Raw genomic sequence first — 15,489 nt, forward strand, 5'->3', positions numbered from 1 at the left:
CAGCCGGGGCCCGTCGTCCTGGGGCCTTCGGGGGAGCACCGCGTGGGAGGGCGCCGTCATTTTTCGTTGACGGCGCCACTCTGGCGGCGCGCCCACCGGGCGGACATCGGCGAGATCGCCGGTCTTGGCGACCGGCGGTCTCCCCGGCCGGGATCAGCGAACGGGGTGCCCGGCCTCGCGCAGAGCACCCTTGACCTCGGAGATCCGCAGGTCACCGAAGTGGAAGACGGACGCGGCGAGAACCGCGTCGGCGCCCGCACCGATGGCCGGGGAGAAGTCCGCGAGCCTGCCCGCACCGCCGGAGGCGATGACGGGGACGGTGACGTGAGCCCGGACCGCCTTGATCATCTCGGTGTCGTAGCCGTCCTTCGTGCCGTCGGCGTCCATCGAGTTGAGCAGGATCTCACCCGCTCCGAGCTCGGCGGCCCGGTGCGCCCACTCGACGGCGTCGATGCCGGTGCCTTTGCGGCCGCCGTGGGTCGTCACCTCGAAGGTGCCCTCGGGGGTGCGCCGGGCGTCGACGGAGAGCACGAGCACCTGCCGGCCGAACCGCTCGGCGATCTCGCGGATGAGGTCGGGGCGGGCGATCGCGGCGGTGTTGACCCCGACCTTGTCGGCACCGGCGCGCAGCAGCTTGTCGACGTCGTCGGGGGTGCGGACCCCTCCCCCGACGGTGAGCGGGATGAAGACCTGCTCGGCGGTGCGGCGCACCACGTCGTACGTCGTCTCACGGTCACCGCTGGAGGCGGTGATGTCGAGGAAGGTCAGCTCGTCGGCGCCCTCGGCGTCGTAGAGCTTCGCCATCTCGACGGGGTCGCCCGCGTCGCGCAGGTTCTGGAAGTTGACGCCCTTGACGACGCGGCCCTTGTCGACGTCCAGGCACGGGATGACCCGTACGGCGAGAGTCATCGCTCACCTGCCCGGTAGGCCTCGACCTCGACCTCGACGACCAGGGAGGGGTCGACGAAACCGGACACGATGAGCATCGACGCGGCGGGGCGGACGGCGTCGAACAGCTCCTTGTGGGCGCGGCCCACCTCGTCGACGTCCCGGGCGTGCGTGAGGTACATCCGGGTGCGGACGACGTCCTCGCGGCCGAGTCCGAGCTGCTTCAGTGCGTCGAACGCGACCTGGAAGGAGGCGACGGCCTGCTCGTACGGACTGCCCGCGAAGACCTGGCCGTCGACCACCGAGGTGCAGCCGGAGACCAGGACGAGCCCGCCCGGGAGCTCCACCGCGCGGGAGTAGCCGAACTTCTCCTCCCACGGGGCGTCCGAGGAGACGCGGCGTACGGAGTCCGTCATCCCGCGACCGCCTTGAGTGCCTCTTCGAGGGTGAACGCCTTCGCGTACAGCGCCTTTCCTACGATGGCTCCCTCGACGCCTTCCGGGACGAGCAGGGAGATCGCGCGCAGGTCCGCGAGGGAGGAGACCCCGCCGGACGCGACGACGGGCTTGTCGGTGGCGGCGCAGACGTCCCGCAGGAGGGCCAGGTTGGGGCCCTCGAGCGTGCCGTCCTTGGCGATGTCGGTCACGACGTAGCGGGCGCAGCCCTCGGAGTCGAGGCGGGCGAGCGTCTCGTAGAGGTCGCCGCCGTCGCGGGTCCAGCCGCGGCCCCGCAGGGTCGTACCCCGGACGTCGAGGCCGACGGCGATCTTGTCGCCGTGCTCCGCGATGACCTTGGCGACCCACTCGGGGGTCTCCAGGGCGGCGGTGCCGAGGTTGACCCGGCGGCAGCCGGTGGCGAGGGCGGCGGCGAGCGAGGCGTCGTCGCGGATGCCGCCGGAGAGCTCCACCTTGATGTCCATGGCGCCGGCCACCTCGGCGATCAGCGCGCGGTTGTCGCCGGTGCCGAAGGCGGCGTCCAGGTCGACGAGGTGCAGCCACTCGGCGCCGGAGCTCTGCCAGGCGAGCGCCGCCTCGAGCGGGGAGCCGTAGGAGGTCTCGGAGCCGGATTCGCCGTGCACGAGGCGGACGGCCTGTCCGTCGCGTACGTCTACGGCGGGGAGCAGTTCAAGCTTCGGCATTACAGCGTCTCGATCCAGTTGGTCAGCAGCTGGGCGCCGGCATCGCCGGACTTCTCGGGGTGGAACTGGGTGGCCCACAGCGCGCCGTTCTCGACGGCGGCCACGAACCGCTCTCCGTGCGTGGCCCAGGTGACCCTGGGGGCACGGATCTTGTCGTTGGTCACTTCGAGGGACCAGTCGTGCGCCGCGTAGGAGTGCACGAAGTAGTAGCGGGCCTCGGAGTCCAGGCCCGCGAACAGCTGGGAGTCCTCGGGGGCTTCGACGGTGTTCCAGCCCATGTGCGGGACGACGTCCGCCTTCAGCGGGCCGACGGTGCCGGGCCACTCGTCGAGGCCGTCCGTCTCGACGCCGTGCTCGATGCCGCGCTCGAACAGGATCTGCATGCCGACGCAGATGCCCATGACGGGACGGCCTCCGGCCAGCCTGCGGCCGACGATCCACTCACCGCGCGCCTTCTTCAGACCGGCCATGCAGGCCGAGAAGGCGCCGACGCCGGGGACGAGCAGCCCGTCGGCGTTCATCGCGGTGTCGAAGTCGCGGGTGATCTCCACGTCTCCGCCGACGTGGGCGAGGGCCCGCTCGGCGGAGCGGACGTTGCCGAAGCCGTAGTCGAAGACGACGATCTTCTTTTTGTCACTCACAGTGCTACCTCAGTCCCAGAGTCCCTGGATCCGCATGATGCCCGCCACCAGGCACATCACGGAGCCGATCCCCAGGAGCACGACGACGCCCTTGGGCATGCCCTGCTTCCAGAAGGAGTAGACGCCGCCGGCCAGGAAGAGGCCGACGATGATCAGAACGGTGTTGAGGCCGGTCACAGGGCGCCCTTCGTGGACGGAAGGATTCCGGCTGCGCGCGGGTCGTGCTCGCTGGCGTAGCGCAGGGCGCGGGCCAGCGCCTTGAACTGGCACTCCACGATGTGGTGGGCGTTGCGGCCGTACGGGACGTGGACGTGCAGGGCGATCTGCGCCTGGGCGACGAAGGACTCCAGGATGTGCCGGGTCATCGTCGTGTCGTACTCACCGATCATCGGCGCCATCTTCTCCGGCTCGGTGTGCACCAGGTAGGGGCGGCCGGAGAGGTCGACGGTGACCTGGGCGAGCGACTCGTCCAGCGGGACGGTGCAGTTGCCGAAGCGGTAGATGCCGACCTTGTCGCCGAGTGCCTGCCTGAAGGCGGCGCCGAGCGCGAGGGCGGTGTCCTCGATGGTGTGGTGGGAGTCGATGTGCAGGTCGCCCTCGGTCTTGACCGTGAGGTCGAAGAGCCCGTGCCGGCCGAGCTGGTCGAGCATGTGGTCGTAGAAGCCGACCCCGGTCGCGACATCGACCTTGCCGGTGCCGTCGAGGTCGATCTCGACGAGCACGGAGGTTTCCTTGGTGGTCCGCTCCACCCTGCCTACGCGGCTCATGCGTGGTGCTCCTTCTTCAGTTCGCGCACCGCATCGAGGAACGCGTCGTTCTCTGCCGGGGTTCCCGCGGTGACCCGCAGCCACCCCGGTACGCCGTTGTCCCGGACCAGGACGCCCCGGTCGAGGATCTCCTGCCAGGCGGCGTGGCTGTCGGCGAAGCGGCCGAACTGGACGAAGTTGGCGTCCGAGTCGGTGACGGCGAAGCCGAGCTCCCGCAGTCCGTCGACCAGCCGGTCGCGCTCGTCCTTGAGCTGCGCGACGTACCCGAGAAGGGTATCGGTGTGCTCCAGGGCGGCGAGCGCGGTGGCCTGGGTGATGGAGGACAGGTGGTAGGGCAGGCGCACCAGCTGCACCGCGTCGACGACGGCGGGGTCGGCGGCGAGGTAGCCCAGGCGCAGGCCCGCGGCGCCGAAGGCCTTGGACATGGTCCGCGAGAGCACCAGGTGGCGACGCCCCTCGATGAGGGGCAGCAGCGAGGGGTGGTGGCTGAACTCGCCGTACGCCTCGTCGACGACGACCATCGAGGGTCCGGCCGCCTGGGCGGCGTCGTAGAGCTCCACGACGGTGTCCGCCTCCACAGCGGTGCCGGTCGGGTTGTTGGGCGAGGTGATGAAGACCACGTCGGGGCGGTGCTCGGCGATGGCCTTCTTCGCCGCCTCGACGTCGATGGTGAAATCGTCCTCGCGCGGTCCGGAGATCCAGCCCGTGCCGGTGCCTCGGGAGATGAGCGCGTGCATCGAGTACGAGGGCTCGAAACCGATCGCGGTGCGCCCGGGGCCGCCGAAGGTCTGCAGCAGCTGTTGCAGGACCTCGTTGGAGCCGTTCGCCGCCCAGACGTTGGCCGCCGCGACCTGGTGGCCCGCCGTGCGGGTGAGGTAGCGGGCCAGTTCGGTGCGGAGCTCCACGGCGTCACGGTCGGGGTAGCGGTTGAGGTCGCGTGCGGCCTCGCGGACCCGCTCGGCGATGCGGTCGACGAGCGCGTCGGGCAGCGGGTACGGGTTCTCGTTGGTGTTCAGCCGGACGGGCACGTCGAGCTGGGGCGCCCCGTAGGGGGACTGGCCGCGCAGCTCGTCGCGGATGGGGAGTTCGTCCCAGGCGTTGGCGGTGGTGCGGTCGTCTCTCACGCCTGCGGGACCTTCCATCCGAACCTGGCCTTCAGCGCGGCGCCGTGGGCGGGAAGGTCCTCCGCCTCGGCCAGGGCCACCACGTGGTGGGTGACCTCGGCGAGCGCGTCGCGGGTGTAGTCGACGATGTGGATGCCGCGCAGGAAGGACTGCACGGACAGGCCCGAGGAGTGGCAGGCGCAGCCGCCGGTGGGCAGGACGTGGTTGGAGCCCGCGCAGTAGTCGCCGAGGGAGACGGGCGACCAGGGGCCGACGAAGATGGCGCCGGCGTTGCGGACGCGGCCGGCGACGGCGGCGGCGTCCTCCGTCTGGATCTCCAGGTGCTCGGCGCCGTACGCGTCGACGACCTTGAGGCCGTCCTCCAGGTCGTCGACCAGGACGATCGCGGACTGGCGGCCGGTCAGGGCGGGCTCGATCCGGTCGGTGACGTGCCTGGTCGCGGCGACCTGGGGCTTCAGCTCGGCCTCGGTGGCGGCTGCGAGCTCCTCGGAGTCGGTGACGAGCACCGCGGCGGCCATCGGGTCGTGCTCCGCCTGGCTGATCAGGTCGGCGGCGACGTGCACCGGGTCGGCGCTCGCGTCGGCGAGGATGGCGATCTCGGTGGGGCCCGCCTCGGCGTCGATGCCGATGCGGCCCTTGAGGAGGCGCTTGGCGGCGGCGACGTAGATGTTGCCCGGGCCCGTGACGAGGTTGACCGGCAGGCAGTCCTCGGTGCCGTACGCGAACATCGCGACGGCCTGGGAGCCGCCGGCGGCGTACACCTCGTCGACGCCGAGCAGGGCGCAGGCGGCCAGGATCGTGGGGTGCGGCAGGCCGCCGAACTCCTTCTGCGGCGGGGAGGAGACGGCGAGGCCCTCGACGCCGGCCTCCTGGGCCGGGACGACGTTCATCACGACGGAGGACGGGTAGACGGCACGGCCGCCCGGCACGTACAGGCCGACGCGCTCGACCGGCACCCACTTCTCGGTGACGGTGCCGCCCGGGACGACCTGGGTGGTGTGCGTGGTGCGGCGCTGCTCACGGTGGACGAGGCGGGCGCGGCGGATCGACTCCTCCAGGGCGGCGCGCACGGCGGGATCGAGCCCCTCCAGGGCCTCGGTGATCGCACCGGCGGGGACCCGGACGGATTCCAGCCGCACCCCGTCGAGCTTCTCCCCCCAGTCGATCACTGCCGCGGAGCCACGATGGCGTACGTCCTCGCAGATGGGCCGCACCGTCTCCAGGGCGGCTTCCACGTCGAACTCGGCACGGGGCAGCAGGTCGCGCAGGTCGCCGCCCTCGGGGAGGGCGGTGCCGCGCAGATCGATTCGAGAGATCACACCGCAATTCTCTCAGACCGGTTCCGGCGTCCGGTCGCCCGTATCACTGGCTGATACATGTCCCGGGTGTCACTGCTGACCGTCAGCTTTCACACGGTCACAGAGAGGGAAGAACGACTGTACGAAGCGCGGACAGGCCCGCGCGGGCGGAGGTGAGGCAGTGACCGAACCGCAGGACGGCGAGATCCCTGACGGGCTCAGCGCCGCGGAACTGGGTATGTGGCAGTCCTTCCGCAACGGCACCACCTACGATCTGCGCTCCCACGACCCCGTGCGCGACGATCCCTTCGCCCCGCACGGCTGGGGGCCCGAGCGGAGCGTCGGCGCACGGACGGTGGCGCGCCTGCTGCTCAGCGGCCCGCCGGCCCGGCCGGGACGGGTGGCCGCACTGAAGCTCAGGGGCGTGCGCATCACGGGGAAACTGGATCTGGCGGGCGGGCGCGTCTCGCCCTACGTGGAGCTGACCGGCTGCCGCTTCGAGCAGGAGGTGGTCCTGCCCGAGTGCCACTTCACGACGCTGCGGATGGTGGGCTGCGCCGTGCCGAGGCTGGACGCCGCCCGGCTGCGCACGGAGGGCGATCTGCATCTGCCGCGCTGCCGGGTCGAGCGGGGCATCCGGCTGACGGACGCCCAGATCGGCACGGACCTGCTGATCAACCAGATCCGGATCGGACCCGACCGGCGCGGCCGTGCCTTCGTGGGCGACGGGATGTCGGTGGCGCAGGACCTGCAGGCCGAGATGATCGAGACGCTCGGCGAGCTGAGCCTGCGCGGCGCCAAGGTGGGCGGCTCGCTGAGTCTGCGCGGCAGCCGCCTGCGCGCCACGGACGGCCGGCGGGCGCTGAACGCCCCGCAGCTGAGCGTGGAGCGCACGCTGTACATGACGGAGGCCTGGGTGAGCATCGACACGGGCAACCAGGGGACGACTCCCCCGTTCGGTGTGGCGCGGGGCGGCGGCCCGGCTCGCGGGACGCGTGCGCAGGTCTTCGAGTGCAGGGGCGCGGTACGGCTCGACGACGGGCGGTTCGGGGACGCGGTGGACCTGCACAAGGCCCGGTTCGTGCTCGCCGACCGCGAGGAGCTGTCGCTGCGCCGCATCGTCACCCCGGAGCTCCGCTTCAACGCGGAGCGCCCGCGGGAGGGCCGGGTCGTGCTGAACGGCGCGAAGGTCGTGACGCTGATCGACGTGTCGACCAGCTGGCCCGGTCCGGGCGGCCTGGCGATGGGGGGCTTCGTGTACGAGAGCCTCGTCCCGTACGGACACTTCCCGCTGTCCCGGCGCCTGGAGTGGGTACTGACCGCGACCCCGGAGTACGTACCGGAGCCGTACGAACGCCTCGCGGCGGTGCTCCGCAGCTGCGGCGAGGACGCGGACGCCCGCGAGGTGCTCCTGGCCAAGCAGCGGCGGCGCCGGGAGACGCTGCCGCCGGCGGGGAGGATCTGGGGCTACCTCCAGGACTGGGCGGTCGCGTACGGCTACCGGCCGGGCCGGGCCCTGGTGTGGATGGCGGTGCTCTGGGCGGCGGGGACGGCGGCCTTCTCGCAGTACGAACCGGCGTCGATCAAGGGCGACGAGCATCCGCAGTGGAATCCCGCGCTGTACGCGCTCGACCTGCTGGTGCCGGTGATCAATCTCGGGCAGGACGGTTACTGGCGGCTGGAGGGGGGCTGGCAGTGGACGGCGGCGGCTCTCGTGCTGGTGGGGTGGATACTGGCCACGACGGTGGCGGCGGGCGCCTCCCGGCTGCTGCGGCGCGGCTGACCCGGGGGGGGTGTCCCGTCCGGGCGGATCCCTGTCGGCGCGGTGGTCGAAAGGCCGGCCGGGACCCGGCAGGACAGGCGGTTATCGGCAACCGGGAGGGCGGAATCACGCCACCCGAGGGCGCTTCCTTTACTTTTTCTTGACCTGACCGGGGGCAACCCTCCCACTCGCCACAGAAGCTTCACAGAGACCCTCTGGCGCCGCCCCCACCAGGGCTTTTCAATGGTCTGCACCATGGCTCTCCTCCGCGCACTGCTGAGTTCCGCGCGCACGTTCCGGCACGGCCCCGGGCTGTCGGCCGGGCTGCCCTCGGACGACGCGGTGATGCTCGACGCCCCCGACGAACGGCTCTCGCCCGCGTTGGTGGCGGCGGCCCTGGGCGACTTCGAGCCCGCGGCGAAGCTGCTCGCCACCACCAGGGACGCCGCCGACTGGGAGACCCGTGACCGCACGCTGGCACGGCTGGTCGCCTTCGCGCGCAGCCGGGACGGCTGGCTCACCGGCTGGCTGGCCGCCGCTCCTCGCGACCCGGACGCCCTGCTCGTCAAGGCCGCCCTGGCGGTGCGCCGCGCGTGGGAGTCGCCCGCCCACGCGGAGCTGCTCCGCGAGGTGGGCCCACTGATCACGGCCGCCGCCGAGGCCGATCCCCGTGACCCGGTCCCGTGGCGGCTCGCGCTCGACCACGCCCGTGGCACCCATGCCCCGCACACGCTCTTCGAGTCGCTGTGGGAGCAGGCCGTCCGCCGCTGCCCGCACCACTACGGCAGTCATGTCGCCGCGCTCCGGTACCTCTCGGCCGAGTGGTACGGCTCCCACCGCGAGTGCTTCGACTTCGCCGAGCGGGCGGCCGAGGACGCGGCGGGCGACTCCCTCGTGCAGGCCCTTCCCGTCCGGGCGGCCTTCGCCCTGCTGCGGGACGAGAAGGCGGCCGCGCGGGCGAACTCCGTGCAGGCGGAGCGGGTCGACGCCGCCGCCGACCTCGCGATCAGGCTCTCGGCCGGGTTCCCCGTCGGCGACCCCTGGCCGGCGGAGGTCCGCAACCTCCTCGCCTACGTCCTCGTCGCCCGGGGCCGCGAGACGGAGGCGCTGGAGCAGTTCCGCCTGATCGGGCCGTACGCGACGTCGTTCCCGTGGGCCTCCGTCACCGGGGAGGCACTCGGGGGCTTCCTCGACGCGCGGGCCGACGTCCGGCTCCGGGTGGCCTCTTCGACGCCGCTCTGCGGGAGGCCGGAACACAGCGGGCTCCGTGGCCATTAGGCTTGGCCGTTGTGACCACCGCTCGCCTGCCCCTCTTCCCGCTGAACGCGGTGCTGTTCCCCGGCCTCGTGCTGCCGCTCAACGTCTTCGAGGAGCGTTATCGCGCCATGATGCGCGAGTTGCTCGAGATCGACGAGGACGAGCCGCGCCGCTTCGTGGTGGTCGCGATCCGCGACGGCCGTGAGACCGCGCCGACGGCCACCGGGATGCCGGACACCGTCGCCGCCGCGCCCCCGGTGGAGCGCGCCCCGGGAGACGGCTTCGGACCCGATCCCCTCCAGACCTTCCACCGCGTCGGCTGCGTCGCGGACGCGGCGAAGATCCGTGAGCGCGCCGACGGCAGCTACGAGGTGCTGGCGACCGGTACCACCCGGGTCCGGCTGCTGTCCGTCGACGCGAGCGGTCCGTTCCTGACCGCCGAGGTGGAGGACCTGCCCGAGGACCCGGGCGCCGCCGAGGGCGAGGACTCGCCCACGGATGAGGCGGGGGCACTGGCGGAGGGGGTGCTGCGCGCTTTCCGCGGTTACCAGAAGCGGCTGGCGGGCGCGAGCGAGCGTTCCCTGACGACCGGCGCGGACCTGCCGGACGACCCGTCCGTCGTCTCCTACCTGGTGGCCGCCGCCGCGGTGCTCGACATCCCCTCGAAGCAGCGCCTGCTCCAGGCCCCGGACACCGCGACCCGGCTGCGCGAGGAGCTGGCGCTCCTGCGCAAGGAGACGGCGGTCATCCGGCACCTCCCGTCGCTGCCGGCGATCGACCTGACCCGCGATCCCACCTACCCCAACTGACCCGAGGACCTGCCCGGTGGCGAAGAAGTCCAGGAAGCAGCAGCCCGGCGGTACCCCGGCCACGGTCGCTCTGGCCACGGCCGGCACGGTGTTCACGGTCCACTCGTACGACCACGACCCGTCCTCCCCGTCCTACGGCGAGGAGGCGGCCGAGGCCCTCGGGGTGGCCGCCGACCGGGTCTTCAAGACCCTGGTCGCCGACGTCGACGGCGAACTGGTCGTCGCCGTCGTCCCGGTCGCCGGATCGCTCGACCTGAAGGCACTGGCGTCCGCGGTGGGCGGCAAACGGGCGGCCATGGCGGACCCGGCGGCGGCGGAGCGCACCACGGGCTACGTCAGGGGCGGCATCTCCCCGCTGGGGCAGCGCAAGCGTCTGCGCACGGTGCTGGACGCGTCGGCCGCGTCCCACCCCACGATCTGCGTCTCGGCGGGCCGCCGGGGGCTGGAGGTCGAGCTGTCCGCCTCGGACCTGGCCGCCCTGACCGGCGCGTCGCTGGCGGAGATCGGCCGGGCGTAGCGGAAGGGGCCGTGCGCGGACGGTGAACGGCTGGCGCGCACGGAATGCGGGCGCGGCCACGGCCGTTGTCGCGCAGGTGGACGAACAGGTGGCGCCCGGCGGCCCCGGGACGGTCCGTCGGCGGCTGATCGCGGAACGCCGCGACACGGTTGCCCGGATCGCGGCTCTCCTCAGGGACTTCGACGGCATCGTCGAGGCGAACGCGCTGGTGGCGGTCGACGACGAGCACGACCCGGAGGGATCCAGCACCGCCTTCGAGCGGGCCCATGTCGCCTCGCTCCTGGCCCTGGCGCGCGGTCACCTGGACGCGGTGGACCACGCGCTGGAACGCCTGGAGCGGGGCGGCTACGGTCGCTGCGAGGGGTGCGGGGAACCGATCCCTCCGGGCCGTCTGGAGGTGCGTCCGGCGGCGACGACCTGCGTGGGCTGCGCCGCGGGCGCGGCGCGCTGAGCCCGGGCCGCGCCCTTCCGGGAATCCTCCCGGCGCGTCGTCAGCGCTTGAAGGCGTCCTTGGACTTCTCCTTGGTGCCCCGGCCCTTGCCCCGGGCCTCCAGTGCCGCTCCCTTGGCCGCGGTGGTGTCGTCACCTGCCGCGTGGGCCATCTTCCGTACGGCCTTACCGGCGATCTGCTCGGCCTTGGCCTTCGTCTTCTCTCCGGCGCTCATGTCGGTCCTTTCGTAGGTGCTCATCCAGTCGCCTGCCCCTGACCCCGGGGCGGAAACGGGCTGGAAGCAGAAAGGCGCGCTACGGCCGCGACGGACCGGCGCCCGGGGATGTCGGGCCGTCCCCGGCCCGCGGCTCCTCGGCGGCACCGGACGCGGGGCCGAAGGCACTCTCCGGTCCGGCTCCGGCCCGGGGCGCCCCGTACGGGATCTCCCACTCGGGCTCGGGGTCGCGCGGCCCGGCCAGCGCCGTCAGACCCAGGTGGACGATCATCGCCGCGATGGGCCAGGCGAGCACCGCCGCCCCCACCGCGTGGAGCTCCAGAGGCGCGTCGAAGGTGACCCCCTTGCCCACCTCCTTGGCGTGTGCCACCACGTCGGACGTCGGCCCGAACCAGGTACCGATCCCCCATGCGAGCAGGGAGCCGAGCAGCCCGCCCAGGGCGAGGCCCACCACCAGTGGAATGCCTCCGCGCCTGCGGAAGAGGAAGACGGCGGCCGCCGAGGCGAGACCGAAGGCGAGTGCCAGGAGCACGAACGTGCCGTCCGCCCCGATGGCCTCCTCGCCCTCACTGTTCTTGAGGAAGACGGCGGTGTCGTCGGAGACGAGCGGTACCCGCGGCGCGAGCCACAGCCAGAGCAGACCGAGGCCCACACCTGCCACCGTCAGCACCGCGGCGATCACCGCGCCCTGCCGCAGCTCCGCGCGCCGTTCACCGGACCCGGGGTGGTCGCCGGGAACGGCGTGCGACCCGGACGGCGGGGCCTGCCACGGGTCGTTCGGCTGGGGCTGGTGCGGCGGCGTCAACGGTGCGGTCACGGTGCCATCGTGCCAGGCCGACGCGTGCGCCGCCTCACCGGACCGCCGCGCGCCGGTAGGCCCAGGTGGCCACGGCGAGCGACAGCACACCGACCGCCGCGCACACCGCGAGGTCGAGGGCGATGACCGCCCAGTCGGGGTGGGCGTCGAAGGACCGGGCCAGCGCCTCGACACCGTAGGTCGAGGGGAGAAGATCGCGCGCCCAGCCGACCGGACCGGGCAGCCGCTCGGCCGGCAGCACGCCCAGCAGCAGCGCGGCCGACATGCCCAGCTGCCCGAGCAGCGTCGCCAGCTCCTGCCGCGGCGCCAGCAGCCCGAGCGCGGCCCCCAGACCGGAGAGCGCGGCCCCGGAGAGCGGGATGACCGCGACGAGCACCCACAGATGCGTCATCGGGAGCCCGAAGAGGGCGCTGCCCGCCACCGCCGTGACGATCGTGCCGGGCACGGTGAACGAGGCGTACGCGCCCGCCGCCCCCAGGACCACGGCGGCGGGCGGCACCGGCAGCGTGGCGTAGTGGTCGAGACCGCCGCCGGCCCGGAGCTGACCGAAGTACTGGGCGAGGAGGTTGAGCGCGACGAAGGCCACGACCAGCACGCTGGACCCGGCGACGACGGCCCGTGCCTCCGCCCCGCCGTCGACGACCCCGCGCATCAGCACCATGATCCCGACGGACTGGAAGGTCGCGACGAACAGCAGGGGAATCCGCGCGACCCGGGCCCTCGACAGCTGCGCGCGGTACACGGCGGCCAGCGACGGAAGCAGTCTGGCCCGCGGGGCGAGGGCGGCGGGGGCGGTGCGGGCGGGCCGGCCGGCGGAGGTCCGCGCCCCGGGCCCGGTCACCTTCGCCGACTCCGTGGGAAGGATGCTCGTCACCTGGTAGTGCTCCCGTTCGACTCCGACACGCGTCCCGGCACGTCCACCGTCCTGATCACGCCTTCACCAGTCCCTCGCCCGCCTTGGCGGCGTCCCCGCCGAGTGCCAGGTAGACGTCCTCCAGGCTCGGCGTGGCCAGCGTGAAGTCGTCGAGCGAGGAGAAGGCCGCCCCGCCGGTCACGGCGGCCACGGCGGCCCTTGCCTCGTCGGGTCCGAGCCGCAGCACCCACCTGCGTCCCGACTCCTGGGCGGACCCGCGGAGCGCGGCCACCTCCGGGACGTCGAGCGGCGCACGCTCGCGCCACACCAGCTCGACCCGGACCTCGCCGGCCACCCGCTCCTTGAGTCCGGACGGGGTGTCGCAGGCGATGACCTTGCCGCACTCCATGACGGCCACCCGGTCCAGGACCGTCTCGGCCTCGATGACGTTGTGGGTCACGAGCAGCACCGTCGCCCCGTGCTCGGCGCGCCGCCGGTCGACGGCGGACCAGACGGAGCGGCGGGCGACGGGGTCCATACCCGTCGTCGGCTCGTCCAGCACGAGGACGGGACGCTCACCGACCAGGGTCGCGGCGAAACAGGCGAGCCGCCGCTGCCCGCCGGACAGCTTCTTCAACGGGCGTCCGGCGAGCCCGGTGATCCCGAGCTCCTCGAGTACGTCGTCGCGGGCGGCCCGCGCCTGCCGTGCGGGCAGGCCCCTGAGCCGCCCGGTGGTCTCCGCGGCGAGCGACACGGTCAGCTCGTCGAGGGCGGTGGACTCCTGGCCGAGGTAGCCGACGAGCCGTGAGGCCCGCTCGGGGTGGCGCACGAGGTCGTGCCCCAGTATCTCGACGCTTCCGGAGTCGGGGCGCATCAGTCCCGTGAGCTGGCGCACGAGCGTGGACTTGCCCGCGCCGTTGGGCCCGAGCAGCCCGAAGATCTCGCCGCGCCGGACATCGAGGCTCACCCCGTCGGTGGCGCGCACCTCGGGAGTGGCGGCGCGGCCGCGTCGGCCGCGGACGGCGGGGTAGGTCTTGACCAGATCACGCACCGCGCACACGGTCCCGGTCCCGGTCTGTGCCTGTGCTGTGCCCGTACTCACGAGGAATGAGACTACGGGGTCGGATGCCCCGTATCGCGTCCGGGGCCGGGCGGAGCCGGCCCGCTCACTCCCCCGCGGGAGCGTGCTCGGCGGCGGCCCGTACGTCGATCTCGCGCCAGAACCCCGCCCGGATGGCATAGCGGTCGTGCTCGTCGATCTGGTCGTCCTTGTGCGCGAGCAGCCCGAAGCGGGCCGCGTACCTCAGCAGTTCGCCGTCGATGCGGTGCGGGACGCGGGGGTACATGGTGGACAGTTTCTGCAGGTGGACGGTCTCCGGCAGCCGTTCCATCCAGCGCCGGGCGAAGACCTGGCCGACCTCGAAGGGGTCACCGCCGACGGTGGTGATGTCCTCCTCCCGGTCCGCCCAGCGCTGTTCCGCGCTGGTGAGCTGCGCCAGGGTCGGCAGGGACGCGGTCTCGGCGGGTTCGCCGAGAGGCCCGCCCCGCTCGACCCAGCCCTTGTCCGACGACCAGCGCAGCGTCGCGTTGGCGGCCGGCGGCTGCGGCGCGTGGTGCGCGGTGTGGGCCCCGGGGGCGCGCAGGCTCGCCAGGTCCTTGGGTGTGGGGACGCCCTTGGCGCCGGACGGCGGCTGGGGGTGCGGGGCGGCCTCCTCGGTCCGCGTCGCCGTGCCGTTGCGGGCGGCGGCGGCCTGGGCCTCCGACGCCCGCTCGGCCGACGCGGCGAGCGCGGCCTCGGGAAGGGGCGCGGACAGGATCGCGGCGATCTCGGGGCGCGGGACGGGCGGGGGCGCGCACACACCGCCCGTCTCCTTGGCCCGCACGGCCTTGGTGATCCAGAGCCGGTCGAGCACCCGTCGCTCGTCGGCCTCGGCGACCAGGTCCTCGGACTGGTTGTAGTCCCCGTCGGCGGCCTGCACGGCCCAGAGGTGGACGGCGACGCCGTGCTCCTTGGCGGACATGAGCCCCGGCAGCAGGTCACCGTCGCCGGTCACCAGCACCACGTCGGAGCAGGCCCGGTTCCGGGCCAGTTCGGTCAGTTCCGCGTGCATGGCGGCGTCGACGCCCTTCTGCGCCCACCGTCCGTCACTGCGGGTGAGGGCCCCCAGCCGAACGGTCACCCGTGGCATGACCCGCAGCCGCCGATGCTCGGGCTGCGGCACCCGGTCGGGGGCGCCGTCGAACCAGTAGATGCGCAGCAGGGGCTGTTCGGTGTCGGCCTCGGCGCGTTCGCGCAGACCCTGGATCAGGGCCGCGTGGTCGACCGTGATGCGGGAACGGGCGGGCTCTCCGGCCAGCAGGCTCGCGGCTGCGCCCAGCAAGTAGCCGGCGTCCACCAGGACGACGCAACGGTCCACGCGTTCCACCCTCTTCCAGTTCGGGAGCGGATCTGCGGGACCGGACTTGGGTGGTCCGCCGACCCGGGGTCTGCTTACTCAGGGTTTCCTTCGAGTCTGCCCGACGGCGCCGGGCTTAAGGACCGGAACTCGATCATCGGCGTGGCGGATCCGGGAACGGCGGATGATACCGCGCCTTTCACGCTCGGTAATGATCCAACATGCGGCTTTTAAGGTGATATGTGAGTCTGACAGCGGTTCTGGACCCCCAGATCTCCCACAGGAGGCATCACGATGGCGAAGAACAAGAACCGCAAGCAGGGCAGCCAGCACGACCGCGCGTCCGCGTCGGAGCGTGGCGCGGAGGAGGCGAAGTCGACGGCGTACGAGTCACAGCCGCAGGCTCAGTCGCAGGGCAGCCCGGCCGACGTCGCCCGCAAGCACCAGAAGCGCTTCGGCCACAACTGAGGCACGGCCTGACGGCCCGTGGGGCCGACAGGCCGAGAGGGGCGCCCCGCCGGTCGGCGGGGCGCCCCTCTCGAGGTGCGGGCGGGACC

The 15,489-nt window shown here is 72.9% G+C and carries 19 protein-coding genes; 6 read left to right on the top strand and 13 right to left on the bottom strand.

Going from position 1 to position 15,489, the window contains the following annotated elements; translation table 11 throughout:
- Nucleotides 1-153 precede the first annotated feature (153 nt).
- Genes hisF through hisD form a run of 8 tightly spaced genes read right to left on the bottom strand, consistent with a single transcriptional unit; the run spans nt 154 to nt 5,877 of the window.
- Nucleotides 154-909, bottom strand: a complete 756-nt coding sequence (gene hisF, locus ACHFIV_RS23035; RefSeq protein ID WP_398972183.1) for an imidazole glycerol phosphate synthase subunit HisF — start codon at nt 907-909, stop codon at nt 154-156.
- Entirely contained in the window at nt 906-1,304 is a 399-nt protein-coding gene (locus ACHFIV_RS23040) for a RidA family protein (RefSeq protein WP_398972186.1), read from the bottom strand. The genes hisF and ACHFIV_RS23040 overlap by 4 nt, the downstream gene beginning before the upstream one ends.
- A complete protein-coding gene (priA, locus tag ACHFIV_RS23045; protein WP_398972189.1) occupies nt 1,301-2,026 on the bottom strand; it encodes a bifunctional 1-(5-phosphoribosyl)-5-((5-phosphoribosylamino)methylideneamino)imidazole-4-carboxamide isomerase/phosphoribosylanthranilate isomerase PriA in 726 nt (241 codons plus the stop codon). The genes ACHFIV_RS23040 and priA overlap by 4 nt, the downstream gene beginning before the upstream one ends.
- Nucleotides 2,026-2,667: an imidazole glycerol phosphate synthase subunit HisH gene (gene hisH, locus ACHFIV_RS23050; RefSeq protein ID WP_398972193.1), complete on the bottom strand. Its 642-nt coding sequence runs from the start codon at nt 2,665-2,667 to the stop codon at nt 2,026-2,028. The genes priA and hisH overlap by 1 nt, the downstream gene beginning before the upstream one ends.
- A 9-nt stretch (nt 2,668-2,676) precedes the next feature.
- A complete protein-coding gene (locus ACHFIV_RS23055) occupies nt 2,677-2,844 on the bottom strand; it encodes a hypothetical protein (RefSeq protein ID WP_164493711.1) in 168 nt (55 codons plus the stop codon).
- Nucleotides 2,841-3,434: an imidazoleglycerol-phosphate dehydratase HisB gene (hisB, locus tag ACHFIV_RS23060; protein WP_205019586.1), complete on the bottom strand. Its 594-nt coding sequence runs from the start codon at nt 3,432-3,434 to the stop codon at nt 2,841-2,843. Before hisB ends, ACHFIV_RS23055 begins: the two co-directional genes overlap by 4 nt.
- Nucleotides 3,431-4,558, bottom strand: a complete 1,128-nt coding sequence (locus ACHFIV_RS23065) for a histidinol-phosphate transaminase (protein ID WP_398972196.1) — start codon at nt 4,556-4,558, stop codon at nt 3,431-3,433. Before ACHFIV_RS23065 ends, hisB begins: the two co-directional genes overlap by 4 nt.
- The gene (hisD, locus tag ACHFIV_RS23070; RefSeq protein WP_398972199.1) at nt 4,555-5,877 is read right to left on the bottom strand and encodes a histidinol dehydrogenase; all 1,323 of its coding nucleotides are present in this window, start codon (nt 5,875-5,877) and stop codon (nt 4,555-4,557) included. The genes ACHFIV_RS23065 and hisD overlap by 4 nt, the downstream gene beginning before the upstream one ends.
- Nucleotides 5,878-6,037: 160 nt before the next feature.
- On the opposite strand from hisD, the gene ACHFIV_RS23075 reads away from it, so the two are divergent.
- The 5 genes from ACHFIV_RS23075 to ACHFIV_RS23095 all read left to right on the top strand — a co-directional run bounded on the left by ACHFIV_RS23075 (nt 6,038) and on the right by ACHFIV_RS23095 (nt 10,652).
- Nucleotides 6,038-7,639 carry an oxidoreductase gene (locus ACHFIV_RS23075; RefSeq protein WP_398972202.1) on the top strand — a complete coding sequence of 534 codons (1,602 nt, stop codon included), beginning with the start codon at nt 6,038-6,040 and terminating at the stop codon, nt 7,637-7,639.
- Nucleotides 7,640-7,861: 222 nt separating this feature from the next.
- Nucleotides 7,862-8,896: a hypothetical protein gene (locus tag ACHFIV_RS23080; protein WP_398972205.1), complete on the top strand. Its 1,035-nt coding sequence runs from the start codon at nt 7,862-7,864 to the stop codon at nt 8,894-8,896.
- Nucleotides 8,897-8,907: 11 nt separating this feature from the next.
- Nucleotides 8,908-9,684: an LON peptidase substrate-binding domain-containing protein gene (locus ACHFIV_RS23085; protein WP_398972207.1), complete on the top strand. Its 777-nt coding sequence runs from the start codon at nt 8,908-8,910 to the stop codon at nt 9,682-9,684.
- Nucleotides 9,685-9,700: 16 nt separating this feature from the next.
- Complete coding sequence (gene ybaK / locus ACHFIV_RS23090; RefSeq protein ID WP_398972210.1) at nt 9,701-10,201, top strand: Cys-tRNA(Pro) deacylase; 501 nt, start codon at nt 9,701-9,703, stop codon at nt 10,199-10,201.
- Between the two features lie 76 nt (nt 10,202-10,277).
- Complete coding sequence (locus tag ACHFIV_RS23095; protein WP_398972213.1) at nt 10,278-10,652, top strand: TraR/DksA family transcriptional regulator; 375 nt, start codon at nt 10,278-10,280, stop codon at nt 10,650-10,652.
- 40 nt (nt 10,653-10,692) lie between these two features.
- Here ACHFIV_RS23095 and ACHFIV_RS23100 read toward each other — a convergent pair whose 3' ends face one another.
- From ACHFIV_RS23100 to ACHFIV_RS23120, 5 genes are all read right to left on the bottom strand, one after another.
- A complete protein-coding gene (locus ACHFIV_RS23100; protein ID WP_398972577.1) occupies nt 10,693-10,890 on the bottom strand; it encodes a hypothetical protein in 198 nt (65 codons plus the stop codon).
- 55 nt (nt 10,891-10,945) lie between these two features.
- Nucleotides 10,946-11,683 (bottom strand): ABC transporter permease, encoded by a 738-nt coding sequence (locus ACHFIV_RS23105; RefSeq protein ID WP_398972214.1) that lies wholly within the window; start codon nt 11,681-11,683, stop codon nt 10,946-10,948.
- Nucleotides 11,684-11,717: 34 nt separating this feature from the next.
- Nucleotides 11,718-12,557: an ABC transporter permease gene (locus ACHFIV_RS23110; RefSeq protein WP_398972216.1), complete on the bottom strand. Its 840-nt coding sequence runs from the start codon at nt 12,555-12,557 to the stop codon at nt 11,718-11,720.
- 55 nt (nt 12,558-12,612) lie between these two features.
- A complete protein-coding gene (locus tag ACHFIV_RS23115) occupies nt 12,613-13,596 on the bottom strand; it encodes an ABC transporter ATP-binding protein (RefSeq protein ID WP_398972564.1) in 984 nt (327 codons plus the stop codon).
- Between the two features lie 106 nt (nt 13,597-13,702).
- Nucleotides 13,703-14,962, bottom strand: coding sequence for an NYN domain-containing protein (locus ACHFIV_RS23120; RefSeq protein ID WP_398972218.1), 1,260 nt, complete (start codon nt 14,960-14,962; stop codon nt 13,703-13,705).
- A 264-nt stretch (nt 14,963-15,226) separates the two neighbouring features.
- Between ACHFIV_RS23120 and ACHFIV_RS23125 the strand changes: the two genes are divergently transcribed.
- Nucleotides 15,227-15,400: a hypothetical protein gene (locus ACHFIV_RS23125; protein ID WP_398972221.1), complete on the top strand. Its 174-nt coding sequence runs from the start codon at nt 15,227-15,229 to the stop codon at nt 15,398-15,400.
- Nucleotides 15,401-15,489: the final 89 nt, after the last annotated feature.

It is taken from the genome of Streptomyces sp. ALB3 (assembly GCF_044385685.1).
GTDB lineage: Bacteria > Actinomycetota > Actinomycetes > Streptomycetales > Streptomycetaceae > Streptomyces.